The organism is Phaeodactylibacter sp. (assembly GCF_022763345.1).
Lineage (GTDB): Bacteria > Bacteroidota > Bacteroidia > Chitinophagales > Saprospiraceae > Phaeodactylibacter.
Map to the genome: position 1 here is coordinate 37,612 of NZ_JALEGS010000053.1, position 25,856 is coordinate 63,467.

General features: G+C 49.6%; 17 protein-coding genes. 14 read left to right on the plus strand and 3 right to left on the minus strand.

The window, feature by feature from the left end; all coding sequences use genetic code 11:
- Positions 1-26 precede the first annotated feature (26 nt).
- On the plus strand, positions 27-887 hold the full coding sequence (locus tag MRY86_RS14930; RefSeq protein ID WP_293567192.1) for a DUF4249 domain-containing protein: 861 nt from the start codon (positions 27-29) through the stop codon (positions 885-887).
- 90 nt (positions 888-977) lie between these two features.
- On the opposite strand, the gene MRY86_RS14935 is transcribed toward MRY86_RS14930, so the two are convergent.
- Positions 978-1,745 (minus strand): OmpA family protein, encoded by a 768-nt coding sequence (locus MRY86_RS14935; RefSeq protein ID WP_293567193.1) that lies wholly within the window; start codon positions 1,743-1,745, stop codon positions 978-980.
- A gap of 362 nt (positions 1,746-2,107) precedes the next feature.
- Here MRY86_RS14935 and MRY86_RS14940 point away from each other — a divergent pair, with 362 nt between their 5' ends.
- The 12 genes from MRY86_RS14940 to MRY86_RS14995 all read left to right on the plus strand — a co-directional run bounded on the left by MRY86_RS14940 (position 2,108) and on the right by MRY86_RS14995 (position 21,402).
- Complete coding sequence (locus MRY86_RS14940) at positions 2,108-2,884, plus strand: alpha/beta hydrolase (RefSeq protein WP_293567194.1); 777 nt, start codon at positions 2,108-2,110, stop codon at positions 2,882-2,884.
- Positions 2,885-3,051: 167 nt separating this feature from the next.
- A complete protein-coding gene (locus tag MRY86_RS14945) occupies positions 3,052-5,661 on the plus strand; it encodes a M1 family aminopeptidase (protein ID WP_293567195.1) in 2,610 nt (869 codons plus the stop codon).
- Positions 5,662-5,913: 252 nt separating this feature from the next.
- Positions 5,914-9,282 carry a DUF4175 family protein gene (locus MRY86_RS14950; RefSeq protein ID WP_293567196.1) on the plus strand — a complete coding sequence of 1,123 codons (3,369 nt, stop codon included), beginning with the start codon at positions 5,914-5,916 and terminating at the stop codon, positions 9,280-9,282.
- Between the two features lie 130 nt (positions 9,283-9,412).
- Entirely contained in the window at positions 9,413-9,799 is a 387-nt protein-coding gene (locus tag MRY86_RS14955) for an ATP-binding protein (RefSeq protein ID WP_293567197.1), read from the plus strand.
- Positions 9,800-9,876: 77 nt separating this feature from the next.
- The gene (gene ybeY / locus MRY86_RS14960; protein WP_363325427.1) at positions 9,877-10,275 is read left to right on the plus strand and encodes an rRNA maturation RNase YbeY; all 399 of its coding nucleotides are present in this window, start codon (positions 9,877-9,879) and stop codon (positions 10,273-10,275) included.
- A 78-nt stretch (positions 10,276-10,353) separates the two neighbouring features.
- Positions 10,354-11,556, plus strand: coding sequence for an MFS transporter (locus tag MRY86_RS14965; RefSeq protein ID WP_293567199.1), 1,203 nt, complete (start codon positions 10,354-10,356; stop codon positions 11,554-11,556).
- A gap of 196 nt (positions 11,557-11,752) precedes the next feature.
- Positions 11,753-14,209 carry a bifunctional aspartate kinase/homoserine dehydrogenase I gene (gene thrA, locus MRY86_RS14970; protein WP_293567200.1) on the plus strand — a complete coding sequence of 819 codons (2,457 nt, stop codon included), beginning with the start codon at positions 11,753-11,755 and terminating at the stop codon, positions 14,207-14,209.
- Complete coding sequence (locus tag MRY86_RS14975; protein ID WP_293567201.1) at positions 14,209-15,144, plus strand: homoserine kinase; 936 nt, start codon at positions 14,209-14,211, stop codon at positions 15,142-15,144. Before thrA ends, MRY86_RS14975 begins: the two co-directional genes overlap by 1 nt.
- 2 nt (positions 15,145-15,146) lie before the next feature.
- Complete coding sequence (thrC, locus tag MRY86_RS14980) at positions 15,147-16,463, plus strand: threonine synthase (protein ID WP_293567202.1); 1,317 nt, start codon at positions 15,147-15,149, stop codon at positions 16,461-16,463.
- 74 nt (positions 16,464-16,537) lie between these two features.
- Entirely contained in the window at positions 16,538-17,665 is a 1,128-nt protein-coding gene (locus tag MRY86_RS14985; RefSeq protein WP_293567203.1) for an 8-amino-7-oxononanoate synthase, read from the plus strand.
- Positions 17,666-17,710: 45 nt separating this feature from the next.
- Positions 17,711-18,877: a beta-ketoacyl synthase N-terminal-like domain-containing protein gene (locus MRY86_RS14990; RefSeq protein ID WP_293567204.1), complete on the plus strand. Its 1,167-nt coding sequence runs from the start codon at positions 17,711-17,713 to the stop codon at positions 18,875-18,877.
- Between the two features lie 182 nt (positions 18,878-19,059).
- Positions 19,060-21,402, plus strand: a complete 2,343-nt coding sequence (locus MRY86_RS14995) for a M1 family metallopeptidase (RefSeq protein ID WP_293567205.1) — start codon at positions 19,060-19,062, stop codon at positions 21,400-21,402.
- A gap of 412 nt (positions 21,403-21,814) precedes the next feature.
- Here the strand turns inward: MRY86_RS14995 and MRY86_RS15000 are convergent, their stop codons facing one another.
- Complete coding sequence (locus tag MRY86_RS15000; RefSeq protein WP_293567206.1) at positions 21,815-22,906, minus strand: PepSY-like domain-containing protein; 1,092 nt, start codon at positions 22,904-22,906, stop codon at positions 21,815-21,817.
- A 338-nt stretch (positions 22,907-23,244) separates the two neighbouring features.
- Complete coding sequence (locus MRY86_RS15005) at positions 23,245-24,459, minus strand: kelch repeat-containing protein (protein WP_293567207.1); 1,215 nt, start codon at positions 24,457-24,459, stop codon at positions 23,245-23,247.
- A gap of 280 nt (positions 24,460-24,739) precedes the next feature.
- On the opposite strand from MRY86_RS15005, the gene MRY86_RS15010 reads away from it, so the two are divergent.
- Complete coding sequence (locus MRY86_RS15010) at positions 24,740-25,831, plus strand: diphosphomevalonate decarboxylase (protein ID WP_293571604.1); 1,092 nt, start codon at positions 24,740-24,742, stop codon at positions 25,829-25,831.
- The last annotated feature ends 25 nt before the right edge of the window (positions 25,832-25,856 follow it).

Here is a 25,856-nt window from a genome sequence, read left to right on the forward strand (position 1 = left end):
TTATCACCTGACGAATCTTTAGTGCTATGAATAAATTACATGTCAAATTATTGATGGGACTGATCGCCCTCAGCGCCTGCAACCTGGAGCAGGAAGTCGAAATAGACCTGCCCGAGTATGAGGTCCGGCCAGTGCTCGAGGCTTACGTAGAACCCGGCGAACGCTACCGCCTGCTCCTCACGCTAAGTGCAGGTTACTTTGCCCCTTTGCCATCACTGGATAATTTGCTGGAAGAGTTGTTGCTGGACAGTGCAGAGGTCAGCATTACCCACGATGGCGTGACCTATCAGTTGGAAAACACCCTGCTGTTTGACCCCACAACCCAGAAAATTTACAACTACGCTGCGGGCCCAAACGACCTGGTGCCCACCGAGAGCGATTTGCCCTTCGAGTTGAATATCACCTTGCCCAATGGGGAAACCATCAGGGCTGAGACCCGGTTGCTGCCACAAGTGGAAATTGATAGTGTCGTGATTGAGTTTCCGGAAACGGGGAATCCCGGCGATACTTTAGCCCGGGCGCTGACTTACTTTACGGACAATCCGAATACGGACAATTTTTACCGGCGCATGCTGCAGCTCAATTCGCTGGATAGCCTGCCGGAACAGGACTTTGTTACCGATGACCGGCTGGTGGAAGACAGTACCATCGCATTTGGCACCGGGTTTAATTACAAGGTAGGAGACACCCTAATTACCACACTGTATCATATTTCTGAAGACTACGCGACGTTTTTGGAGAGCGTTGACGGAGCAGCGGCGGCGAATGGCAACCCTTTTGGGCAGCCGAGCCCTGTGATTTCCAGCCTTGAGGGCACAGCCAATGCATTGGGCGTTTTCACCGGGTTGGTAAGCTTTCGGCGGAATGATATAGTAATGAGGAATTAAAACAGAGGCGCTTAGAAATGACAAAGCCGGTAGGTCCAAAAGGGCACTACCGGCTTCGTCTTTTACTTTAAGGCTTTTAGAAAGTCCGGATTAGTTACCCGCTTTCATCAGGCCACCCAGCTTAGCATTAGGCTGGATTACAGTACGGCGGTTTTCAGCACGGCCCTCAGCAGTTTCGTTGTCACCTACTGGCTCGTACTCACCTGCACCTGCGATAGTCAGCTGATCAGGATTAGCACCTTTGCTAATGAGGTAGCGTACAACGCGGCTGGCACGAGCAACGCTCAGGTCCCAGTTGTCGCGGTAAGCAGCACCTTCGATCATCTTTTCGTCGTCAGTGTGGCCTACTACCATCATTTGCAGCTTAGGATTGTTCTTCAGCGTCATCGCAAGCTCTTCCAGTGCACCACGCTCATCAGCGTTCAGTGCAGTAGAACCACTGCGGTACTTAAGTGCCTCAGAAGTTACGACATACAGGTTGCCGTCACGCTCTTCCATTTTCAGGCCAGAGTCTGTGTAAGCACCGAAGATACCGTTGATTTCTTCTTTGATGGCGCTCAATTCTTTCTCAGTCATGTTCAGCTTCTCCTGCACTTGAGACATCTGGCTTTCCATGTTTGCCATTTTGCCTTCCATGTCAGAAATTTTGCCTTCCATTTCTGCTTTTGTAGCTTCAAACTCTTCCTGAAGTGCTGCTTTTTCCTCTTCGAGGGTTTTCACTTTAGCCTGAGTTTCAGCGAGTGCTTGATCAGTAGCTTCCTTAGCGGCTGCCAGTTCGTCATATTTCTTTTTAGAAACGCAAGACTGCAGCGCGCCAATGGCAAGTGTGAAGATCAGTAATTTTACTATCAGACGCATGTTCGTTTGGTTTGATTAGTGAATTATATTGGTTTTAACGTTTGCCCGCTCAATGGACGAATTACATGGGTCAAAGGTAAAAAAAGCTTGTAATATTTTACAAATACTATGATTTGATTGGTGACAGGGGCTAGAATAATTGCTGAAGGGGTTAGAAAATTACCAGGTTGGTCATGTAAATTCAAAAGTGGAACGTCATCCCGGGCTGTTTGTTTGCTTATTGGGTGTAAAGCCACAATAAAATAGCCCTTTTGTTTTTGCTAAGTATTATCGCATGACATACCTCAGGTCCCAAAAAAGGACTATTTCTCTGTAATTACCTATTTTTGTGCCTATATTACTGTCTAACCAGAAATAGTTAAATGGAACACCGGATTAAGGAAGAAGGTAAGTTTAAGTACATTGAGACCCAGGGTGAGGGGCCAAACCTTCTGTTACTGCATGGGCTTTTTGGCGCGCTAAGCAACTTTGAGGGCATCATTGAGCATTTTCAGAAAACGCACAACGTCATCGTGCCCATACTCCCTATTTTTGAACTTCCCATCCGGAAAGTATCCGTCACCGGGCTTGTCGATTATGTAGTGGACTTCGTTAACTATAAAGAATACGATAAGGTGAACGTGCTTGGGAACTCGCTCGGTGGGCATATTTCACTGCTGTATGCACTGGCCCAGCCGGACAAGATCAGTTCAATCATTCTCACCGGTAGTTCAGGCTTGTTTGAAAGTGCAATGGGGACGAGCTTTCCCAAGCGGGGCGATTATGACTTCATCAAAACCAAAACGGAAGCGACTTTCTACCGGCCTGAAGTGGCTACAAAAGAATTGGTGGATGAGGTTTTCGATATTGTCAACGACCGCAACAAAGCCATTCGTGTGATCGCCACTGCTAAGTCAGCCGTACGCCACAACCTTGGGGATAAACTCCATCAGATCGAGGCACCCACGCTTTTGGTGTGGGGCCGTCAGGACAATATTACGCCGGCCTTCGTAGGGGAGAAGTTCCATGAGCTAATCGAAAATTCCCGCCTGGTCTTTTTAGAAGAATGCGGGCATGCGCCAATGATGGAGCACCCGGAGGTCTTCAATGGCCACTTGCAGGATTTTCTGGCAGAAGTGGCTGCTAAAGAAAGCGCTTAGCCGCTGGCTGGTTGATTTAAGAAAGGGAGACTATCTTGCCAATTTTTACGTTACAGGGGTACTTAAGCGCTGTTAACTTCTGATTCCTTTACCTTTACAGGAAGCGAATGTACTGCTGTTGTATTTCAGCATGGTGCATCTATTTGTATTGTAAAACACAACCATACATGTCTATTTTAAGAACCTTAATCATTGGCAGCGCGCTATTGCTGTTAGGGAGCTGCGGCAGCCAGCAAAAAGCGATACAGCCAGCGGAAGAGCCTTTAATGGAAACGGAGTTCCGGCAGTTGGATACCATGTTCGTCTCTGCATCCCGTGACCAAGAGCCGGAAAATTACACCCTGCCCACCTACCGGGCCAGCCATACCCGTACGCATGATTTGATGCATACTATCCTTGATCTGCATTTTGACTGGGAAACAGAGCAGGTTCTGGGCGTGGCTAAGCTTACACTGTCCCCCTATTTTTATCCTTCTGATGAGGTCACTCTCGATGCCAAAGGCTTTGAATTCGAACACATCCGGTTGAAAAACAGTGACAGCAATCTGGAGTATGACTACGATGGGCGTCAGGTGAAAATCAACCTGGGGAAAACCTATAAAAAAGGAGAAGCATACACCCTGGAGATCAAATATATTGCTACGCCGGCAGCATCTGGTGGCAGTTCAGCCATCACTTCCGATAAGGGGTTGTTCTTTATTGACCCCCGGGATGAAGACCCGGACAAACCTACTCAAATCTGGACGCAGGGGGAAACAGAGCACAATTCCCGCTGGTTCCCAACTATTGATAAGCCGAATGAGCGCACCACGCAGGAAATGTACGTCACTGTGGAGGACCGATACGAGGTGCTGTCGAATGGCGTATTGGAAAGCGTGGAGGAGGAAGCAGGCATGAAAACCTGGCACTGGGTAATGGATCAACCACACGCGCCCTACCTTTTCATGTTGGCCATTGGGGAGTTTGCTGTAGTGGAAGATACCTGGGAAGGCAAGCCGGTGACCTACTACGTTGAACCGGAATACGAGGCGGATGCTGAAGCCATTTTTGCCCATACCAAGGAAATGCTTTCCTTCTTCTCGGATATATTAGGCGTAAAGTACCCCTGGCAAAAGTATGCACAGGTGGTGGTGCGCGACTATGTTTCCGGCGCTATGGAGAACACCACCGCTGTTATATTCGGGGATTTTGTACAGCGCCATCAACGCGAGCTCATCGACAATGGCAACGACCGTATCGTTGCGCACGAGCTGTTCCACCACTGGTTTGGCGACCTGGTGACCACCGAGAGCTGGTCTAACCTGACTATGAACGAGGGGTTTGCCAACTACAGCGAGTACCTTTGGTTTGAGCACAAATACGGCCGGGACTATGCTGATCACCATCTGTTGGGCGAATGGTCGGGCTATCTAAGTTCCGCACAAGGCAATCTCCACCCACTTATCCACTTTGGGTACGAAGACAAGGAGGATATGTTTGATGCCCATAGCTATAACAAAGGCGGTTCGGTGCTGCATATGCTGCGCAACTACGTAGGCGATGATGCCTTCTTTGCCGCCCTCAACCTCTACCTGACCGATAACGCCTACACCGCAGTGGAAGCCCACAACCTGCGGCTGGCCTTTGAAGAAGTGACGGGCCAGGACCTCAACTGGTTCTTCAACCAGTGGTACTTTGAGCAGGGTCACCCGGATTTGTCTGTCAGTTACGACTTCAATGAAGCAACCGGGCAAGCGAATGTAACCGTAGAACAAATACAGGATCCGGAAATTATGCCTGCCATTTTTCAGCTGCCTGCCGCCATCGATATCTACAAAGCCAACGGTGAAAAGGTACGGCACGAAGTTATGGTGAACGAGCGTACCCAAACGTTCACCTTCGAGCTGGAAGAAGCACCCGCTTTGATGCAGTTTGATGCAGATCGGGTCCTGCTGGCAGAAATACAGGACAATAAATCTTCAGCACAATACCTGTTTCAGTATAAGAATGCCCCGCTTTTCCTGGACCGTTATGAGGCCGTGCTTGAACTGCGTGGCGAGCAGAGCCCGGAGGCACAGCAAGTCATGACCGCTGCATTGGAAGACCCGTTTTGGGCCATCCGGGTAGCTGCCCTGCAAAACCTTTCGCCGGAATCTGCTGCTGATGCAAGCATGGTGCTTTCAAAAATGGCTAGCGAAGACCCTCATTCTGAGGTTCGTGCCATGGCTTTCTCTATGCTGGCTGAGCTGGAGGATGCAAGCGCCGTCAGCCTTGCTCAGCAATCTATTCAGCAAGACGCTGCCTACAGCGTGATTGGAGCTGCGCTGCAGTACCTCACGGTCGTTGATCCGGAGGCCGCCCTGGAAATCGCGGGTGACCTGGAGCAGCACTCCTCCAGCGATATCCTCCTGGCGGTTGGGGAGTTGTACGCCAGCACAGGTGACGCCAAATACCTGCCTTTCTTCAAAAACAACCTGACTGAAGTTAGCGGCTTTTCTGCCATCTACTTTATGGATGCCTACGTGGAACTGGCTGTCAACAGCGACCTGGAAACGACAAAGGACGTTGCGGACGATCTGAATGCCCTCGCACTCGGAGAAAGCACTTCCCCATGGATTAAATTTGGAGCCACCCGCGGGCTAAATGAAATGCGGAAAGCCTTTGAGCAGGCGGAAGAAAAAGAGCAACAGGCCTACGCCGAAACACTGCTGGAAAGGCTCAAAACCATAAAAGCCAGTGAAAAAAACCCACAGCTGCTTTCTTTTTACAATCAGATGTTGTCAGACATCAAACCCTGATATTTTGCCCTCTTGACTTTTCGATAAAAGCAGCTTATTTTACCCACGTTTGATAAGGGGCCTGGCGCGCCAGGCCCCTTATCATTCACTTGCACACATCATCATCCCCTTAAGACCAGCGTATTTTTACCTAAAAGCAACCATTCTGACAAGTAAAAGTCTGTTAAAGCAGGCTGTTTGTCAATCTTTTAAGGCATTGGGCTCGTTATTAGTGGGTCTGTTCACAATTAGATTTTTGAGGAAAAAAGCAACATGGCAACCCAAGACAATTATCAGCTGCTCATTGAAAAGCTGGACCAGTTTATCCGCAAGTACTATATCAATCAACTGATCAGGGGCGCGCTGTATAGCGTGGGGCTGATCTTGTTCCTGTTCCTGGCCATTAGCGTCCTGGAATATTATTACTACTTCAGTTCAGGCGTGCGCAAGCTGATGTTCTTCTCCTTTATCGGAGTGAGTGCACTGGCTGTGGGCTTCTGGGTGGCTTTGCCTTTGGCCCGGTATTTCCGGCTGGGGCAGGTCATCTCCCATGAGCAGGCCGCTCAGATTATCGGGCAACACTTTGGGAATGTACAGGATAAACTGCTCAATGTACTGCAGCTCCGTTCACAGGCAGAAGCAGGCAGTAGCCGCGAGCTCATTATGGCGAGCGTGAACCAAAAGTCGGAAGAGATCAAACCGGTCCCTTTCAAAAAAGCTATCGACCTGCGGAAAAACCGCAAGTACCTTCGTTATGCGTTGCCTCCACTTGCCCTGCTGCTTATCATCCTATTCGTCAATGCCAACCTCATTACCGACAGTACGACCCGCTTGATTAAGAACAATGAGGAGTTCGAAAAGCCTGCTCCCTTTAGTTTTATTCTGGAGGAAGAAGCGCCATCGGTCGTGCAGTTTGAGGATTACCCGCTGACTGTGAAAATCGATGGAGACCAACTGCCGAATGAGGTGTTTATCGATGTGGACAATGTACAATACCGGCTGGTGAAAGAGTCTCCAAATACTTTCTCTTACCGCTTTAGTAATGTACAGAAGAGTACAAAATTCAAGCTGTTCTCCAGCGGCGTGGAGTCTAAGCCTTATGAATTGAATGTACTTCGCAAGCCCAATGTGCTGGGCTTTGACGTAGAGTTGGACTTCCCGGCCTACACACAGCGCAAAGATGAAAAGCTGTCAAGCATCGGTGACCTCGTCGTTCCGCAGGGTACCAACATCGACTGGGTTTTCAATGCCGAACATACAGATGCAATCGACCTGAAGTTTACCGGTTCTGATGACCGGGTGGAAGCCAAGCGTTTTTCGGATGACCTGTTTACCTATCAAAAGCAGGTGATGGAAGATCAGGGCTATAAGCTCTACATCTCGAACAAGGCACTTCCTAATGCAGACTCCATTTCTTACACCATTTCGGTAGTACCGGACCTTCACCCCAATATCTCCGCCAAGAAGTTTATCGACAGTACGCAGCAAAAGGTGCTTTTCTTCGTTGGTGAAGCTTCAGACGATTACGGACTGCGCAGCCTGACTTTCAACTACCGCATCAAGCCTGCCAAAGGAGAGCAGGGGGAACTGCAAACCGTTGTGCTGGATAAGCCTGCGGGCAAGCAGATTCAATATGACCATGTTTTTGACATCAATGCCCTTGGCCTGAAGCCAGGCGATGAAGTCACTTACTACTTCGAAGTAGCTGATAATGATGGTGTGAACGGCAGCAAAACCGCACGCACCAACCTTATGGTCTACGCTACGCCCACCGTTGAGGAGTACAAGGAGATGGCGGAGCAGAACGACAATAAGATCAAGGACGAGCTGAAAAAGGCATTGGAGGAATCCAAAAAGATACAGGACGAAATGCGTAAAATGCGGGAGAAACTCCTGCAGGAAAAAGAACTGGACTGGCAGCAGCGCAAAGAGTTGGAAAAACTGCTGGAACGCCAGAAAGATCTGGAAAATAAAATAGAAGAAGCGAAAAAAGCTTTCGAAGAAAACCGCAAAAACCAGGAAGAGTACAGCGAGCAGGATGAAAAAATCCTCGAAAAGCAGGAGAAGCTGCAGGAAATGATGGAAGATGTCATGAGCGAGGAAATGAAAGAGCTCATGAAGCAGCTTGAGGAGTTGATGCAGGAACTCAACAAGGACGAAGCGCTGGAAATGATGGAAGACATGGAAATGTCAGACGAGGAAATGGAAATGGAGCTCGACCGGATGCTGGAGCTGTTCAAGCAAATGGAGCTGGAACAGGAAATGAACGAGGCCATTGACGAGCTCAACAAAATGGCGGAAGAACAGGAAAAGCTCAGCGAGGAAACGGAGCAGGCAGAAGAAGAAAAAGCGGAACAATCTCCTGAAGAGCAGGAAGCCAAACAGGAAGAGCTGAAGCAAAAGCAGGAAGAACTCAATAAAGACTTCGAGAAGCTCCAGGAAAAAATGGAGAACATTCAGCAGAAAAACGAAGAAATGGAGTCTCCCCAAGATATGGAAGACCGGGAGCAGGAAATGGATGACGTCAAGCAGGATATGGAGCAAAGCCAGGAAAGCCTGGAGCAAAAACAAAATAAAAAGGCATCGGAGTCTCAGAAGAAAGCCTCTGAGAAGATGAAGAACATGGCCAACTCCATGCAGATGGAAATGCAGTCGCAGCAGATGCAGCAGATGGAGGAGGACATGGATGCCCTACGTCAGTTATTAGAGAATATCGTAGGCCTGTCCTTTGAGCAGGAAGACCTCATCGATCAGTTTGAGGCGGCAGAAATCAATACGCCGCGCTACGTAGAATTGGTGCAGGAACAATTTAAGCTGGAGGATGATTTCCGCCTGGTGGAGGACAGCCTTCAGGCACTGAGCAAGCGCGTGTTCCAAATCGAATCCTTCGTAACAGAGAAAGTAACAGCCATCAAGAGCAACCTCAAGGAAAGCCTTGAAGAACTGGAAGAGCGCCACAAGCCACAAGCCAGCAATCATCAGCAGCGCAGCATGAAAAACCTGAATGATTTAGCCCTTATGCTCAGCGAGGTCATGAATCAGATGCAGCAGCAGATGGCCGGTCAGATGGCGGGCAATCAGATGTGCGACAAGCCAGGCGGAAGCGGCCCGGGCGGCAAGCCCAAGGACAAAATCAGTCAGGGGCAGCAGTCGCTTAACCAGATGATGGAGCAAATGAAAAAGCAAATGGAGGAGGGTAAAGGCAAAGGTGGGCCTGGTGCCAAGGAATTCGCTAAGATGGCTGCCCGGCAAGCCGCACTTCGCAAAGCGCTGAAAGAAAAACAGCAAAAACTGAAGGAACAGGGGCAAGGCAGCCGCGAGCTCGAAAACATCATGGATCAAATGGACAAAATCGAAGAAGACCTGGTCAATAAGCGATTGTCCAATGAGATGATGACCCGGCAGCAGGATATCCTCACCCGCCTGCTGGAGCATGAGAAAGCAGAGCGCGAGCGCGAGTACGAGGAGAAACGTAAAGCAGAGCAGGCAAGTCAGCAGGAACGGGAAGTGCCCCCTTCGCTCGAGGAGTACATCAAAAAGCGGGAAGCCGAGATCGATCTGTATAAAACAGTCAACCCTTCCCTCAAACCGTACTACAAATTTATCGTTGAAGAATACTTCAAAACTCTGAAAACGGACTAAACCTGTAGCCTCAGTCTGGTAAATTCAGCCGGGCTGAGGCTATTTTAGCCCGCCTGCTTTTCAGGCGCACTTGCTTTTTACTGAAATTTGACCTACATTACAGGAAGTAACAATGAGTTTGGAGCCTATTATGCTGAAACTTTCCTCTGATACCAGGAACATCGCCCTGGTAGAGTCCTTCGTAGAACGTGCGGTCGAACAGTACCAGATAGCACCGGATATTTACGGCAATATTCTGATTACCCTCACCGAAGCCGTCAATAACGCTATCATTCACGGCAATAGCAACGACGAATCCAAAACAGTACAAATACAGTTAAGGCGCAAAAACAATTGCCTGGCCGTACGCGTAACCGATGAAGGTGAAGGCTTCGATCATTCTGCTGTACCTGATCCGACCGCCCCGGAAAATCTATTGCAGGTAGGCGGGCGTGGCGTTTTCCTCATGCAGCAGCTTTCTGACAGCGTGCACTTTCACAACAACGGCTCCACCGTTGAAATGCGCTTCAACCTTTAATGACTACGGACTGGCCTTTCGATACAGACGCTGAACTGGAAACAGGTATTTCCTTCCACGATGAAGATGCAGGTTTTATGCCTGCCCATCCTGAAAAGTTATACACCTGGATTGAAGAAGTCATCAAACGGGAAGGTGGTCAGCTCCGGCAGCTCACTTATATCTTTTGCTCCGATCGGTACCTCCACCAAATTAATTTGGAATACCTGGACCACGATACCTATACGGATATTATTACCTTCCCTTATACCGAACCGCCATTGATCCATTCTGATATTTTTATAAGTGTGGAACGGGTGCAGGAAAATGCGGATACCCTAAAAGTCCCCTTTGAGCAGGAGCTTCACCGAGTGATCATTCATGGGGTGCTCCATCTCTGTGGTTACCCGGATAAGTCGGAAGCCGAAGCCCGGAAGATGCGTGCGAAGGAAGATGAGGCCCTGGCACTGCTTGATTCCGGATTTTCTGCGGATTAAAAAGTCTGAAGCTTTAGTCGGGCTGCTTTGGCGTTGTACCTTTACGCGGATTTCCATCATTCAGAAGTTACGCCATTCATGCGCCATACCCGACTGCTCCGTGATAGTCTGCCACTTTTAGCGTTCGGATTACTGCTTACCTTTTTCTCCAGTTTTGGGCAGACCTTTCTGCTTTCCCTTTACGTACCTGCGATTGAAACCTTGCTAGGCATCAGCAATACCGTTTTCGGTAGCTTGTATGCGGTGGCAACGCTCTCGAGTGCATTCACCCTGCCCTGGCTGGGAGGGCGGTTTGACCGCATGCCGATCCGGGCTTATACCCTCATGGTTTTGGTGGGGCTGGTGGCAGCGCTTTTGTTACTTTCTTCAGCTCGCCACCTCGTAGTCGTGGTCATCGCCTTTTACGGGCTCCGCTTATTTGGGCAGGGGCTGATGAGCCATACAGCGGTTTCCGCTATGGCGCGTTACTTCGAGGCCAACCGGGGCAAAGCGATAGGCATTGCAACACTGGGGCACCCGCTGGGCGAGGCCACCCTGCCACTTTTGGTGACCTTGCTCATTGGAGGTTTTGGATGGCGCTCAACTCTACAGTTCTCTGCTTTGAGCGTTGCTGTTGTGGTGTTGCCTGCCACGCTACTGTTGCTTCGCGGAGCCAGGTCCAGATTGAAAAAATTTGAAGCCAGCAGTGATACGGATACTGCGGGAACAGTACACCAAAGCATTTGGCAGCTGATTGCTGAGCGCCGGTTCTGGATTATTACACCATTGGTATTCATGACTGGCTACACGAACACGGCTTTGTTTTTCTTTCAGCTCAAGCTGGGAGAAGCGAGGGGGTGGACACCGGAATGGGTAGCCGGTTCTTTATCAGCCTTTGCACTGGCCAGCGCTTTGGGTATGGCAGGGGCAGGCCCCCTGGTAGACCGGCTTTCGGGGCGGCAGCTGTTTCCGGGTTATATGATTCCTTATGTGGCAGGGCTGCTCGTGCTGGTATTTTTTCATCAGCCCATTGCTTATCCCATAGCGCTCCTGCTCATGGGATTGGCAAACGGCTCGGGAAGTACGATTAAGAATGCCATGCTGGCAGAGATTTATGGCATTCAGGTTATCGGGAAAGTACGCAGTGTCTTTACTACAATTATGGTCATCAGTACAGCCCTTGGGCCTATTAGTTTTGGTGTGCTTCTGGATGCTGAATTTTCATATGGCTGGATATTTTCATTAATAGCCGGGGTTATTGTGCTTACCATTGTGAATGGCTGGCGGCGGTTAACAAGCTGATGTCGAATTTTTTTAAAATTACGGCCGCCAATACCCAATCAAACGGCTAGTGTTGAGGCATTTCTATGACCCATCTGCCCAACAATCCAACAAACCTATATACATTTGCCATTGCTGCCTTGCTATCCATTTACAGTAAATTCCAATAGCAACGGTGCGGCGCTATCATCTACAGACTTTTGAATTGAGTTAACCCATGAAAGTATTAAAATTCGGCGGCTCCTCCGTCGCGAAGCCTGAGCGCATTAGAGGTATCGTAGATATCCTCAAGGGCTACTATACGAAAGGCGAAAAATTTACGGTAGTGTTCTCCGCTTTTGGAGGAGTAACCGACTCCCTCATCGAGATGAGTACACTTGCTGCTAAAGGTGATGAAGCTTATCAGGCTGCCTTCGATGCCTTTCGGCAAAGGCACCGGGATGCCGTCACCGAGTTGCTCAATGAAGAGTTCCAGGCTATAGTGCTCCCGGAGCTGGAGCGTAGCCATGAGGTCCTCAAAAATCTACTCTACGGCGTTTTCCTGGTCCGGGAAGCTTCATCGCGCACGATGGACTACGTGCTCAGCTTTGGAGAACGCAACTCCGCCTTCATCATCGCAAATGTCCTGCGCCAAAGCGGCATTAGTGCGAGCTACCTGGATGCGCGGCGGGTTATTAAGACCGATAAAGCGTTCGGTTCTGCGCGGGTGGACTTCAAACTGACCTACCAGAAAATCCGTGAGCATTATGCACAGCACCCGGACGTGCAGGTGGTGACCGGGTTTGTGGCTTCCGCCAAAGGGGGGTTGACAACTACATTGGGGCGTGGCGGGTCAGACTACACCGCAGCCCTGATTGCCGCCGGGCTTGATGCAAGCGTGATCGAAATTTGGACTGATGTTGATGGCGTACTCACTGCTGACCCCCGCAAAGTGAAACGTGCCTTTACCATACCTAGCATGACCTACGCAGAGGCGATGGAAATGTCTCACTTCGGTGCCAAGGTCATCTATCCGCCTACTCTGCAGCCGGCATTGCTCAAGAAGATACCACTTTATATTAAGAATACTTTTAATCCGAATTTTAAAGGTACCCTGATCTCTGATTACGCGGATGCGGATGGGCATGCCGTGAAAGGAATTTCCTCCATCAGCCATGTAGCGCTGCTGACCTTGTCGGGTAGCGGGCTGTTTGGGGTACCAGGTATTGCGGGCCGTCTGTTTTCTTCTCTGGCAGCAGCGGGCATCAACATCATTCTGATCACACAGGGTTCTTCGGAGCATTCCATAAGCTTTGCCGTGCAGCCAGCTGTGGCCAACAAGGCCCGCAAGCGTGTGGAGGAAGAGTTTGAGTATGAAATGAGCATGAAAGTCATCTCGCCGGTCAAGATAGAGGCGGACCTTTCGGTGGTCGCCATCATTGGCGAGAATATGCGTTATCAGCCGGGTATCTCAGGACGGCTTTTCCAGGCACTCGGCCACAATGGTATTAATGCAGTCGCCATCGCCCAGGGTTCTTCTGAGCTGAATGTATCGGTGGTGATCAACCGGGCAGATGAGGCTAAAGCCCTGAACGCCCTGCACGAGTCCTTCTTTCTTTCGGATACCAAAGAGCTGCACTTGTTTATGATTGGTGTCGGGCTCATCGGCAGTACCCTTATTGAGCAGATCAAGGATCAGAGTGTTTACCTTAAAGAAAAAAGAGGACTGGAAGTCCGGATCGTAGGCATGGGCAATAGCCGGCAAATGCTTTTCCAGGAAGAGGGCATCGATCTGGACAACTGGAAGGCCGCCCTGAAGGAAGAAGGTATGGACATGGACCCTGCCATCTTCATCGGTAAGATGAAAGAGTTGAATTTATCGAACACCATATTTATTGACAATACAGCAAGTGCTAAAATCGCTGCCTTTTATGAGGACATCCTCAATTCCAGCATTAGCATTTCCACTCCAAATAAGATTGCGGTCTCTTCAGGCTTTGCGCAGTATCAGCGGCTGAAAGCGATCGCTGTCCGCCGGGGCGTACAGTTCATGTACGAAACCAACGTGGGCGCAGGTCTGCCAGTGATTTCGACCTTAAACGACCTTATTATTAGCGGTGATCAGATACTGAAGATTGAAGGGGTCGTCTCGGGCTCCTTATCCTTTATCTTCAATAATTTCAAAGCGGGCACAAGCTTTAGCGATATCGTAAAGCAAGCTCAGGAGCTGGGCTACACTGAGCCGGACCCAAGGATCGACCTCAATGGTTTGGATGTACAGCGCAAGCTGATCATCCTGGCCAGGGAAACGGGTTTGCCTTTGGAAGCTGAGGGTGTTGAGATTGAGAACATCTTGCCTGCTGCCTGTCAGGAAGCAGATACTGTGGAGGCCTTCTTTAGTGCGCTTGCCAATGCCGATCAGCATTTTGAAGAGTTGAGGGCAGAGGCTGAAGCAGAAGGCAAAGCCCTGCGGATGATAGCGAAGTTGGAAGGGTCTAAAGCCACTATTGGACTGGAAGCGGTAGATGCCGATCATCCATTCTACAACTTGAGTGGCAGTGACAACATGATCGTATTTACCACCGAACGCTACAAGGACCGCCCACTCGTGGTACGTGGTCCTGGTGCCGGAGCGGCAGTAACGGCAGCCGGGGTTTTTGCTGAAATCATCACCATTGGAAATTACCTCAGTTAATGAATAAGGAAGTACGTGTTTTTGCACCGGCTACCGTAGCGAATGTAGCGGTAGGTTTTGATATACTCGGGTTTGCAATTGATGGCCCGGGCGATGAAATAATTGCCAGGTATAGTAATGCTTCAGGTGTCACGATCTCTTGCATTACGGGTGATGGCGGTAAGCTCCCTTTAAAGGCAGAAAAGAATACGGCAGGCTTTGCCGCCATTCGGCTGCTGGAGCAGTTGGGTAAGCCGGAGCTGGGCGTAGAGCTGGAGATCCACAAAAAAATGCCCTTTGGAAGTGGGCTGGGGTCAAGCGCGGCAAGCGCTGCTGCCGGGGTAATGGCGGTTAATGCGCTGCTGGATATGCCTGTGCCCAAGATAGCGTCCCTGCACTGCGCTGTCCTTGGGGAGCAAATTGCGGATGGTGCTTACCATGCCGATAATGTAGCCCCTTCTTTGCTGGGCGGTATTATTCTAATTCGGGCGAATGAGGGCTTGGATGTCCACAGCCTGCCTATTCCGGACGAACTGTATGCAGCTGTAGTCTACCCCCACGTAAGTATTCTCACCAAAGATGCAAGGGATGTACTCCGTCCCACCACTACCCTGCCTCAGTGCATTCAGCAAACCGGCAATCTGGGCGGGCTGGTCGTTGGCTTGTACGAATCAGACTATGAATTAATCGGGCGGTCATTGCAGGACGTGATCATCGAGCCCCAGCGCGCTCAGCTCATTCCCGGCTTTGCCACCGTCAAGTCGGCTGCCTTGAAAGCCGGTGCACTGGGTTGCAGTATATCCGGGGCAGGCCCATCTGTATTTGCCTTATGCAAAGGGCGTGAGACTGCGCAGTCAGTCGGCGCTGCTATGCAAAAAGCCTTTTTAAACCAGGATATTCCCTGCGATCTATTCGTCTCCCCTATCAATAAGGAAGGCGCCAAAATACTAGCTTAGCTATGAGACTTTACAGTACAAAAAACAGAAGCGAATTTACCAGCCTCCGGGAAGCCGTATTGCGCGGCCTGCCCCCTGATAATGGGTTGTATATGCCCGAGTCTATCCCCGCTCTGCCCGAGTCTTTCATCCGCAATCTGAAGGATTATTCCTTTCAGGACATCGCCTTTATCGTAACGAAGACCCTTTTTCAGGGCGCCATTCCGGAGGAAGACTTGAGGAAAATCACGGATGATGCGGTGAATTTCAATGCCCCTGTGGTGTCCCTGAACGAGCATCAGCATATCCTGGAATTATTCCATGGACCTTCACTGGCTTTCAAAGACTTTGGTGCCCGCTTCATGGCGCAGCTTATGAGCTATTTCAATCAGGGAGAGTCCCGGGAATTGGTCATACTTGTGGCTACTTCCGGCGATACCGGCGGTGCAGTAGCTGCTGGGTTTTATCAAACTCCCGGTACGCGGGTAGTCATTCTCTACCCTAAGGGCAAAGTTTCTGACCTGCAGGAAAAGCAGCTCACCACCCTCGGGCACAACATTAGTGCGCTCGAAGTGGAAGGCACTTTCGACGATTGCCAGGCGATTGTAAAGCAGGCTTTCTTGGATCAGGAGCTCACGAGCCGTATCCGCCTGACCTCTGCCAATTCCATCAATATTTCCCGTCTGGTACCCCAGTCTTTTTACTACTTCGAAGCATTTAAGCAATTAGAGAATCAGGAAAACGTCGTTTTTTGCGTACCCAGTGGCAACTTTGGCAACCTCACCGCTGGTCTTTTGGCACAACGCATGGGGCTGCCCGTGCAGCACTTCATCGCTGCGACGAATATCAATGATGTCGTACCAGAATACCTTGAGTCTGGCGCATATGCACCCCGCCCCTCTCAGCGCACCCTAAGCAACGCGATGGATGTGGGCAACCCCTCCAACTTCGCGCGCATGCAAGACCTATACCATGATTTGGAGGAACGTTCCACGTGGAACAATATGAAGGCTTCTATAAGTGGGTATGCTTATACAGATGAAGCTACCCGCAAAGCGGTTAAGGAAGTGTATGACCGTTATGGTTACGTGATTGATCCTCATGGGGCTGTGGGGTATCTGGCACTTCAGGAGTATCAGGAAAAGAATCCTGGAACGAACGGTGTCATCCTGGAGACTGCCCACCCGGCTAAATTCCTGCCTGATGTTGAAGCTATTTTGGAGCAAACGATAACTGTACCGGAACGTTTGGCTGTGTTGAGGGATAAAAAAAAGGTAGCCGATTTAATGCCGCCTGAGTACAGTCCGGTAAAGGAGTGGCTCCTGGAGCATTTAAGATAAGCCCGGGAGTGCTACGCTTGAATTTATGTGCCCTCTGAGGTCCGGTACTTCTTGCCCTTGCTTAACTTTGCGGTATGTCTTCAATAAAAAAAAGAATGGAAGGGGCCTTGGAGAAACGCCGTCGGGCAGGACTTCTTAGAGCGCTTCCTGAGCCCATTGGCGGTAAGCTGGATTTTTGCTCAAATGACTACCTGGGGCTTGCGAGGTCTACACCTGATTATTCTGAGCAATCGCCTGGAGCTACCGGATCACGGTTGATCAGTGGCAACTCATCCCTCGCGGAGGAGGTAGAACGATTGATTGCAGCTTTCCACAGAGCTGAAGCAGCCTTGTTATTCCCTTCCGGCTATTCTGCCAACATCGGCCTGCTGCCTGCAGTTGTAAGCCGGCAGGATACCATCGTTTACGATAAGCTGCTGCATGCTTCTCTCAGGGATGGCATTAAGCTGACGCAAGCCCGTGCATTTGGCTTTGCCCATAATAACATCAATGATCTAGCAAAGAAGCTTGCCGTCGCGGAGGGCGAAAAGTGGGTGATTGTCGAAAGCGTTTATTCGATGGACGGAGATCAGGCTCCACTTGTTGATATGGCATCGCTTTGTAAGGAATATGGTGCAAACCTTATTGTAGATGAGGCCCATGGTACAGGCGTTATGGGCGACCGGGGTGAAGGCTTGGTATGTGCTTTAGGGCTGGAAGATCTGGTATGGGCACGAATACATACTTTTGGCAAGGCAGTTGGAGGGCATGGTGCCGCCGTTCTTGGCAGCCAATTACTGAAGAATTACCTGGTCAATTTTGCCCGGTCTTTTATTTATACTACAGCTATTCCGCCAATTAGCCTGGCGCATATCAGCCTTGCTTATGGAAGAATGGCAGAAACAGACATTGTACAGGTGCTACATGAGCGGGTGCAATACTTTTTGAAGCAATGCCCTGATTCAGTCAGGCGGCGGTTGATCCCCAGTACAACCCCCATTCAGGCGGTGCTTTGTCCTGGCAATACCGAGGTGAAGGCTTTAGCACAGTCTTTGCAGCGTTCTGGGATGGCTGTGCTTCCTATACGCTACCCTACTGTGCCACGCGGGCAGGAGCGCCTGCGGATATGCCTGCACACCTTTAATACGGATGAGGAGATAGATCAAATACTGTTTGCTCTGAGTAGATATTTTGAAAAGCATACCGGGAGGTATACTGCTTGAAAAGGGTAAAAGGGCTTATGGATTTACAATTAAACGGACTAGAGTTTGAGCAGATTCGGAAAAATAGGTATTGTAGCCTGGGGCAGCAGTTCAGCCCTCGGCGGTACATGGGCGGAAGTCTGGAATCAGTACTTAGACAACCGCACTTGTATAAGGTATCGTCCTGAACAAGAGGCTTGGGTTGCTTCATTGGCTGCGTCAGAAGAGAAGAAGCTTCAACAGTTAATTGCATCCAATAAACATTATCAGCGTCTGGATCGGTCCGTTTTACTGTCTATGCTTGCTGCAAAGCGGGCTGTGCAGGCCTCACCCTGGAAAAATGAGAAGGCGGTAGGATTATACATGGGCTCATCAAGAGGGGCAACGGGCGCATGGGAGGCCTACTTTGAACAGTTCCAATCCGGAAAAAGCCAGCTGCCGCCCCAGGCTTCTCCGTTGAGCACTGCGGGCAACCTGGCCACGCATACGGCGCAATATGTTGGGATTAGAGGCTTTGCTTCAGACCAATCGATTACTTGCAGCAGCGCCGTACATGCCCTTGCTAATGCGGTTGCATGGCTGGAGTCCGGACGGTATGAGCGGTTTCTCGCCGGTGGTACAGAAGCTCCGCTAACGCCCTTTACAATCGCACAAATGAAAGCCCTGAAAATTTACGCAAGTTCTGATCTATCTACCCCCTACCCTAACCGTTCATTGGATTTAGACAAGGCGCAAAACACTATGGTACTTGGAGAAGGGAGCGCAGTATTGGCATTAGAGCGTTCGCCTGATCAAGCCTTGGCCTGGATTGGTGGATTGGGGTACGCTCGTGAAGATATTGCTTCAATGACTAGTGTTTCAGAAGACGCAATCGGTCTTCAAACTGCTATGAAGAATGCTTTAGAGGAGGCGGGGCTTACATCTGTTGATGCGCTGGTGTGCCATTGTCCGGGTACTCGTTTGGGGGATCAAAGTGAATATGCGGCCATACAGGCTGTTTTTGGAGAACGTATGCCACCGTTGACTTCTAATAAATGGAAAATCGGACATACTTTAGGAGCATCCGGCGCTCTTAGCCTTGAGCTTGCTTTACTGATGATCAGGCACCAAGCGTTTATATCAGTGCCCTATTTGAATACCCCTGTTCTTAAGCGGCCGATCCGGCATGTTATGGTGAATGCTTTAGGCTTTGGGGGGAATGCAATTAGCGTGATTCTGGAGGCAGCGTGTTAGGTCGTATCTAAAGACCGGTCAGCTAGCTTATTGATCCGGCTCAAGTGTTTTTCTAATCAATTTGTTCCACGTGGAACATTTACTGGCGGCACAACTAAGCATTCTCTTTTGCTGTTAGAAAACTATTGCAAAAGCTACCTTTGCATGTACACGATAATATTAAATTCAAACTAAAAATTAGTATGAAGCAGCTATTGTTACTGCCGCTCCTGTCTTGTCTTGTATTAGGGGCATGGGCGCAAAAAGAAAATACCAATACCAATAAGTTCAGGCAACTTTACACCGAATTGCCGACACCTAATGTGTACCGGAATGCGGCAGGCGCACCCGGCCATGAATACTGGCAGCAAAAAGCCGACTATGTTATCGACATAGAGCTTGACGATGAGCAGCAGCGGATATATGGTGAAGAGACCGTTACTTATACCAATAATGCTCCGGACCCGCTGGAGTACATTTGGGTGCAGCTTGATCAGAATATGCGCGCCAAGGACTCGGACACTTACAAGATTCAGCAGAGTGAAATGGGTGACCGGATGTCCTCCGGACAGCTAAAGCGCCTTACGCCGACTTTTGATGGGGGCTTTAAGCTGGACTACGTACGGGATGCCAATAATAAGCCATTGCCACACATCGTCAATAAAACAATGATGCGCATCGACCCCCCCGCTCCTATTCAGCCGGGCGAACAGTTCGTATTCAAGGTGAAATGGTGGTACAATATTAATGACCGTATGGAAATTGGCGGGCGCTCCGGGTATGAATACTTTGAAGAAGATGACAATTACCTGTACACCATCGCTCAGTTCTTTCCGCGCATGGCGGTCTACAACGATGTAGAGGGCTGGCAGAATAAACAGTTTTTGGGCCGTGGCGAGTTCACCCTGCCTTTTGGCGACTACAAAGTGAATATCACGGTGCCGGCGGATCACCTCGTGGCTTCTACAGGCACTTTGCAAAACGCCAATGATGTCCTTCCCCGCGACAAGCGCAAAAAGCTGGAAGAAGCCCGTGCAGAAAGAGAAACACCGGTCATTATTTACTCGGAGGAGGAAGCCCGCGAAAACGAAAAAACGAAGTCTGATAAGAAGAAGACCTGGACCTTTGTTGCTGAGAATGTGCGTGACTTCGCCTTTGCTTCCTCCCGGAAATTCATCTGGGACGCTATGGGCGTAGAGCAAAGCGATGGCAGTGTAGTCATGGCGATGTCGATGTACCCTAAGGAAGGCAACCCGCTCTGGGAGCGCTATTCTACCAAAGCAGTTGCCCATACTTTGAAGTGGTATTCGCATTATACTTTCGACTACCCCTATCCGGTGGCATGGTCGATTCATGCGAAGTCAATTGGTATGGAATACCCCATGATCTGCTTCAACTTCGGGCGCCCGGAAAGCGATGGCACCTACAGCGAGCGTGTGAAGTACGGCATGATCGGAGTGATCATTCATGAGGTAGGGCACAACTACTTCCCAATGATCGTCAACTCTGATGAGCGGCAGTGGACCTGGATGGACGAGGGGCTGAATTCCTTCCTACAGTACCTGGCCGAACAGCAATGGGAGCGCGACTACCCTAGCCGCCGCGGGCCTGCCTACAAGATTGTTGACTACATGAAAGGTGATAAGTCAAAGATTTCACCAATCATGACCAACTCGGAGTCCATTTATCAGTTCGGGAATAATGCCTATGGCAAGCCGGCTACTGCTCTCAATATCCTGCGGGAGACCATCATGGGGCGCGAGCTTTTCGACTATGCCTTTAAGGTGTATGCTAATCGCTGGATGTTCAAGCACCCTTCTCCTGCTGATTTCTTCCGGACTATGGAGGATGCTTCTGCGGTTGATCTTGACTGGTTTTGGCGGGGCTGGTTCTTTACGACCGATCATGTGGATATCGCATTGGATGATGTAAAGTACTACCGCATGGATACCAAAGACCCACTGGTGGAAAGTAAGATTTCTAAAGAACAGCGCAGCGAGTCCCCGCAGTACATCAGCAGCCTCCGAAATGCTCGTGATATCGAGCAGACACAGGATGAGATTGACCCTGCTCTGAGGGATTTCTACACTGACTACGACCCGCTGGATTTCGATATCCTGGATAAAGAAGCTTACGACCGTTACCTCAACAGCTTATCTGCTGAGGAGCAGGAAATGCTAAAGGCCGGTCAGAATTTTTATGAAATGTCTTTTCGGAATGCAGGTGGTTTGGTGATGCCAATCATCGTTCAGTTGCAGTTTGAAGATGGCACAACCGAAGACCACTACATCCCCGCTGAGATTTGGAAAATGAATGACGAGGTGGTAAAGAAGGTTTTTATTACGGATAAAGAGATAGCGCAGGTGGTGCTTGACCCCTATCTGGAAACTGCAGACGTTGATACCGGTAACAACTACTATCCGCCACGTACACAGCTGAACCGCTTTGAAATGTTCAAGCGTCAGGGTACAAGCCGTTGGGGCGGTGGTGAAAATCCGATGCAGCGTGCCCGCCGGGCAAAGGAAAAAGAAGAGGGTACGAATTAACCGCTCTTTTCTACTGATTTTTCTCCGTTAATGGGAGGCGGGCTGTTTTTTCAGCTTTCCTCCCATTTTTTATGGCTAAATGTTAAAATCAGCACTGAGAATGGATTTATGGAGGCGGATTTTGGGAAATGGTGTTACATATCATTCTTTTTGTTGAGGTGTTTTGTTTTTAGTTTGATTATTAGTGGTTTATGTATTTTGAATTGACTGAGGTTTTAATTACAAAGGGCTATTTTATCCTTGTTTTAAGCCTGAATAATTCGCGTATTTTTGATCAGCCAGTACAAAGGGCTTGTCTGCGGCAAAGAAAAAGGGCTTTCTAAAAGCAAAAAAGGAGCCATCTGTGATGGCTCCTTCTGCAATTGAATACGGGGGAAAACTAAATTTTCGTTTTCATAGCATTTTGTGTCGCTTAGTCTTCGAAGCTACAGATGATGCTGCCATCCGCAGTGAGTACCACATCGTACTCGTCTTCGTCATTATCTTGGTCGTTTTCCACTTCTACCCAGTACTGAATGCTGCCGTCGGGAAGGGTCAGCATCTCGGCATCGTCAATTTCATAGCCAGGGTACTCCGCGTTCAGGGTTGCAACTACTGCTGCAGGGAGTGAAGCGGTGCTGATCTCATCTCCTTCGAAGAGGAAGTTGCCGTCGAGGTCAAAGTACAGGTCAATATCCTGACTGCCCATTTCGATTTCTACTTCAAGGATGCTAGTGTTGTTGCAGAACTCTTCAGTATAGGCTTCGTCGATTTGGTAGCCTGGGTAGTTGCTGTTGATGAACTCGGTCACGCTAGCGGGCAGGTCATTGACTTGATTGTCATCATCATCGTCATCGTCACCATCATCATCGTCGTCGTCATCATCATTGCCGTTGTCATCGTCGTCGTCGTCGTCATCGTCGTCGTTACCGTTGTCGTCATCGTCGCCATCATCGTCATCATCGTCATCATCGCCATCGCTGTTTTCGCTGCATGCGAAGATACCATCGATAGAGAAGTAGACTTCCAGGTCGTCGTTAAGTTCAACTTCGAAGAACTCCAGCCCGTACTCCAGGTCGATGCTGACTTCGTCGATTGTCATACCCGGGAATTCAGCTTCCAGATAGTCGAGTACTTCCTGTGGCAGATCGCTGATGCTGATATAGGTATCGTCCTCATCTGGCCCTGAGCTGATTAGGCTTCCGTTTGCGTCGAAGAGTAGCTCATATTCGAGGTTAAGGCTGTCGAGTTCTACGCCAAAGCGTACATCGCCATTTTCCAGGTAGCGGTCCACATCGTCCACATCCCAGTTGGCAAAGTTGGCCTGAATGTAGTCCTGTGCAGCTTCGGGCAGGTCACTGTAGCTGGCATCAACACCGTCTTCGCATGGGCTGAAAACGGCATCGGGGTTAAAAACAGTACTGAAAGGGTTGCCACCGGGCGAGCTGTTATCGTCAAGCAAGTTGCAGCTTCCAAGAGTGAGGGCGGTGATGAGCGCGAGGGCTCCAAACATTAAATTTTTCATAGCACAAATTAAGTTGAAAAATTTTTGAATTTTGGTCGGGATGATGTTTCCCTTTTGATTACGCTACAAAGATGCAGGCAGAAAAACACCTTCACAACTACAAAAAGAGTGATTTGTCAAAACAATAAGAGTGTTTTTTTTGAGAACCAGAGCCAAAAGCTCTTTAAAATAAAAACTTATTAATATTTATTTTAATTTGTTTATTTTTTTTGTCAAATATATTTTCGAAAAAAGGCTAGATAAGATTCAATTTTGACACAAAAAAAGGGGCAAATGCCCCTTTTCTGTACTAAAAAATGAAAATACCAGCCCGGCATTGCCTCCAGGCTGGCTTGTTTTTACTGTTTGGTGATGCGCTTTACGGTACGCTCCTGACCGATAGTCGCCTCTATGGTGTAAATGCCGGCAGGCAAAAAGTCGAGTGTCAGGTTTGGGAGGAGTTCCTTGGCCCGATAAACTTCCTGTCCCTGATTATTAAGAACCCGGATGAGGCCTTCTGTTTCATTGGTCAGCCAGTTGAGCTGCACCTGGCTGGAAAACGGATTAGGGAAAGCCTCAAACAGTTGCGGCTGAGTGGGCAGCTCCTCAGGCGTATTGCTGATTTCTTCCAGTTGATAGCGGTAGTTATCGCTAGGGGAGTAATTTAGTGTACCATTTACATTTGAGGGGCCGCCCAGCAGGTAAACCCAGCCATCAAGCAGGAAAGAGGCAGGAGCCCAGCGGGAAACGCCTGGGTGCGGCGGCAATTCCTCCCAAAGGTCCAACTCCGGGTCATAAGACCAAAATTCGCCTTCTTCCATAGAAGTATGGTCTCCTCCGTCCCCACTCAGCACATAGCCTTTGCCGTTGTAGGAAAACTGAGAGCCGGCTACGCGCCCTTCAGCGGGCAGCGTGGCCACTTCGGTCCATTCTTCTGTTGCCGGGTCATACCGGTACCATTGGTTAGAAATAAAGTTGTCGCCATGCCCAAAGCCAGTGTAGACATAGTCGCCCAGGCCAAATTGAAAAGGGTGGTGGCGCCTTGCACCAGGAAAGTTAGGCTTTTGACTCCAGGTATCAGTAGCCATATCGTATTCCCACCAGTCCCGTAAGTTGCCATTGGCGGAGCCGCCCATGCCTACGAATATTTTATCATTATGCGCAATGAAAGCAGGATGAATTCTGGCCTGGCAAGGGCATGGTGCCAGCTCCGTCCATTCACCGGTTTGAGGGTCGAAGACCCAAAGGTCGCGCATGTAGGATGAACCGCTAAATCCAAATCCAAAGTAGGCTTTACCGTCCCAGGTATCGCCAATGCCAAAGCCCCGGAACCCACCGGGAAAGTCATCCAGCTCTGTCCAGGTGTCGGCTTCGGGGTCGTACTGAAAGAAAATATCCAGGTAGCTGAATTCATCCGCGCCGGCAACAAGATATCCTTTACCATCCAGCGCAAAGGCATAAGAGTGGTCGGTCACCAGGTTGTTTGGTAAGGGCGCTATGGTGTCCCATTCCGACTGAGCCAACAGTAGGAAGGGCGAAATAAAAAGGGCAATAAATAAGTAGAGTGGCTTCATTTTGTTGAGATGATTATTAGGTCAATTAATGGGTGTACCTCGGAATAAGGTGTTGCTCAGGTTGGTTGTCCCGGTTGAAATCAATCAAGCGCAAAACGCAAGTTGGTAAACAAGAGACACTAAAATGCCATTTTGGTTGAGGAAATCAAACGAAAACCTTCTGATTGGTCGGCTGTAGGTCAGGGTAAGCAGGGTACAGGCTAAATTTATTGTATCTACGCGCCGACTTTCTTATCGTAAGGGTTTAAACCTTACTTTTGTGAGACCCAAAACGCAACGCATGTCAATGGATTATAAAAACCCAAAATTGGTACTCGAAACCGCCAAGGTTCAGCCCGGGCGTAGTGTATGGCGCAGCCCTTCCAACCTCGCCATCGTCAAGTACTGGGGCAAGCACGGGCGGCAGTTGCCCCGCAACCCTTCCATCAGTTTTACACTGGACCGGGCCTATACTGAGACGGAAGTAAGTTATGCGCCTAAAAAAGGGGCAGACCGGGGCATTGCCCTGGATTTCTACTTTGATGGAAGCCCCAATGAAGCTTTCGCCAAAAAAGTCAAAGCATTCCTGGAAAGCATCACCGAAATTTTCCCCTTTCTGAACCAGCTGGATTGGACGATACGTTCCACAAATTCCTTTCCCCATTCTTCAGGTATTGCCTCTTCGGCATCAAGTATGAGTGCTTTGGCCCTGTGCTTGTGCACCATAGAGGATGAACTTTTCGGCACGCTCAGTGACGATGACGCCTTCCGGCAAAAAGCCTCCTTTGTCGCCCGCCTGGGCTCCGGCAGTGCCAGCCGCTCGGTATACGCAGGGCTGGCGATGTGGGGAGAAATGGGCGAAGTACCCGGGTCTTCTGACTTGTACGCCATCCCTATGGCCAATCAGGTGCATGAGGTGTTCAAGACGTACCACGATGCCATCCTGATTGTGAGCAAAGGAGAGAAATCAGTATCAAGCCGGGCCGGGCACGGCCTGATGGAAGGCAATATCTACGCCAACAACCGCTATCAGCAGGCCCGTCAGCAAATGCATGACCTGCTAAGCGCCCTCCGTACCGGCGATGAGGAACACTTTGGGCGCATCCTGGAAAGCGAGGCGCTCACCCTGCACGCCCTCATGATGGCCTCCAATCCACCTTACATCTTGATGCAACCGCATACCATTACACTTATTAATAAGGTGCAGGCCTACCGAAAGGAAACCGGGCACCCGCTGTACTTCAGCCTGGATGCCGGGCCCAATCTTCATTTGTTCTTCCCGGACCGAATTAAGGAAGAAGTTGAAAACTTTATCCATGCCGAATTGGTACCATACTGTGAAGACGGGCGCTGGATTGCTGACCAAGTCGGTAAAGGCCCGCTTCAGCTCTAGTTTCCGTCACTTAAAAGTAAAAACC

Excerpts from the sequence above, each read along its gene's own strand:
- MRY86_RS14930 (WP_293567192.1), top strand. The coding sequence starts at position 27 with ATGAATAAATTACATGTCAAATTATTGATGGGACTGATCGCCCTCAGC.
- MRY86_RS14935 (WP_293567193.1), bottom strand. The coding sequence starts at position 1,745 with ATGCGTCTGATAGTAAAATTACTGATCTTCACACTTGCCATTGGCGCG.
- MRY86_RS14940 (WP_293567194.1), top strand. The coding sequence starts at position 2,108 with ATGGAACACCGGATTAAGGAAGAAGGTAAGTTTAAGTACATTGAGACC.
- MRY86_RS14945 (WP_293567195.1), top strand. The coding sequence starts at position 3,052 with ATGTCTATTTTAAGAACCTTAATCATTGGCAGCGCGCTATTGCTGTTA.
- MRY86_RS14950 (WP_293567196.1), top strand. The coding sequence starts at position 5,914 with ATGGCAACCCAAGACAATTATCAGCTGCTCATTGAAAAGCTGGACCAG.
- MRY86_RS14955 (WP_293567197.1), top strand. The coding sequence starts at position 9,413 with ATGCTGAAACTTTCCTCTGATACCAGGAACATCGCCCTGGTAGAGTCC.
- ybeY (WP_363325427.1), top strand. The coding sequence starts at position 9,877 with ATGCCTGCCCATCCTGAAAAGTTATACACCTGGATTGAAGAAGTCATC.
- MRY86_RS14965 (WP_293567199.1), top strand. The coding sequence starts at position 10,354 with ATGCGCCATACCCGACTGCTCCGTGATAGTCTGCCACTTTTAGCGTTC.
- thrA (WP_293567200.1), top strand. The coding sequence starts at position 11,753 with ATGAAAGTATTAAAATTCGGCGGCTCCTCCGTCGCGAAGCCTGAGCGC.
- MRY86_RS14975 (WP_293567201.1), top strand. The coding sequence starts at position 14,209 with ATGAATAAGGAAGTACGTGTTTTTGCACCGGCTACCGTAGCGAATGTA.
- thrC (WP_293567202.1), top strand. The coding sequence starts at position 15,147 with ATGAGACTTTACAGTACAAAAAACAGAAGCGAATTTACCAGCCTCCGG.
- MRY86_RS14985 (WP_293567203.1), top strand. The coding sequence starts at position 16,538 with ATGTCTTCAATAAAAAAAAGAATGGAAGGGGCCTTGGAGAAACGCCGT.
- MRY86_RS14995 (WP_293567205.1), top strand. The coding sequence starts at position 19,060 with ATGAAGCAGCTATTGTTACTGCCGCTCCTGTCTTGTCTTGTATTAGGG.
- MRY86_RS15000 (WP_293567206.1), bottom strand. The coding sequence starts at position 22,906 with ATGAAAAATTTAATGTTTGGAGCCCTCGCGCTCATCACCGCCCTCACT.
- MRY86_RS15005 (WP_293567207.1), bottom strand. The coding sequence starts at position 24,459 with ATGAAGCCACTCTACTTATTTATTGCCCTTTTTATTTCGCCCTTCCTA.
- MRY86_RS15010 (WP_293571604.1), top strand. The coding sequence starts at position 24,740 with ATGTCAATGGATTATAAAAACCCAAAATTGGTACTCGAAACCGCCAAG.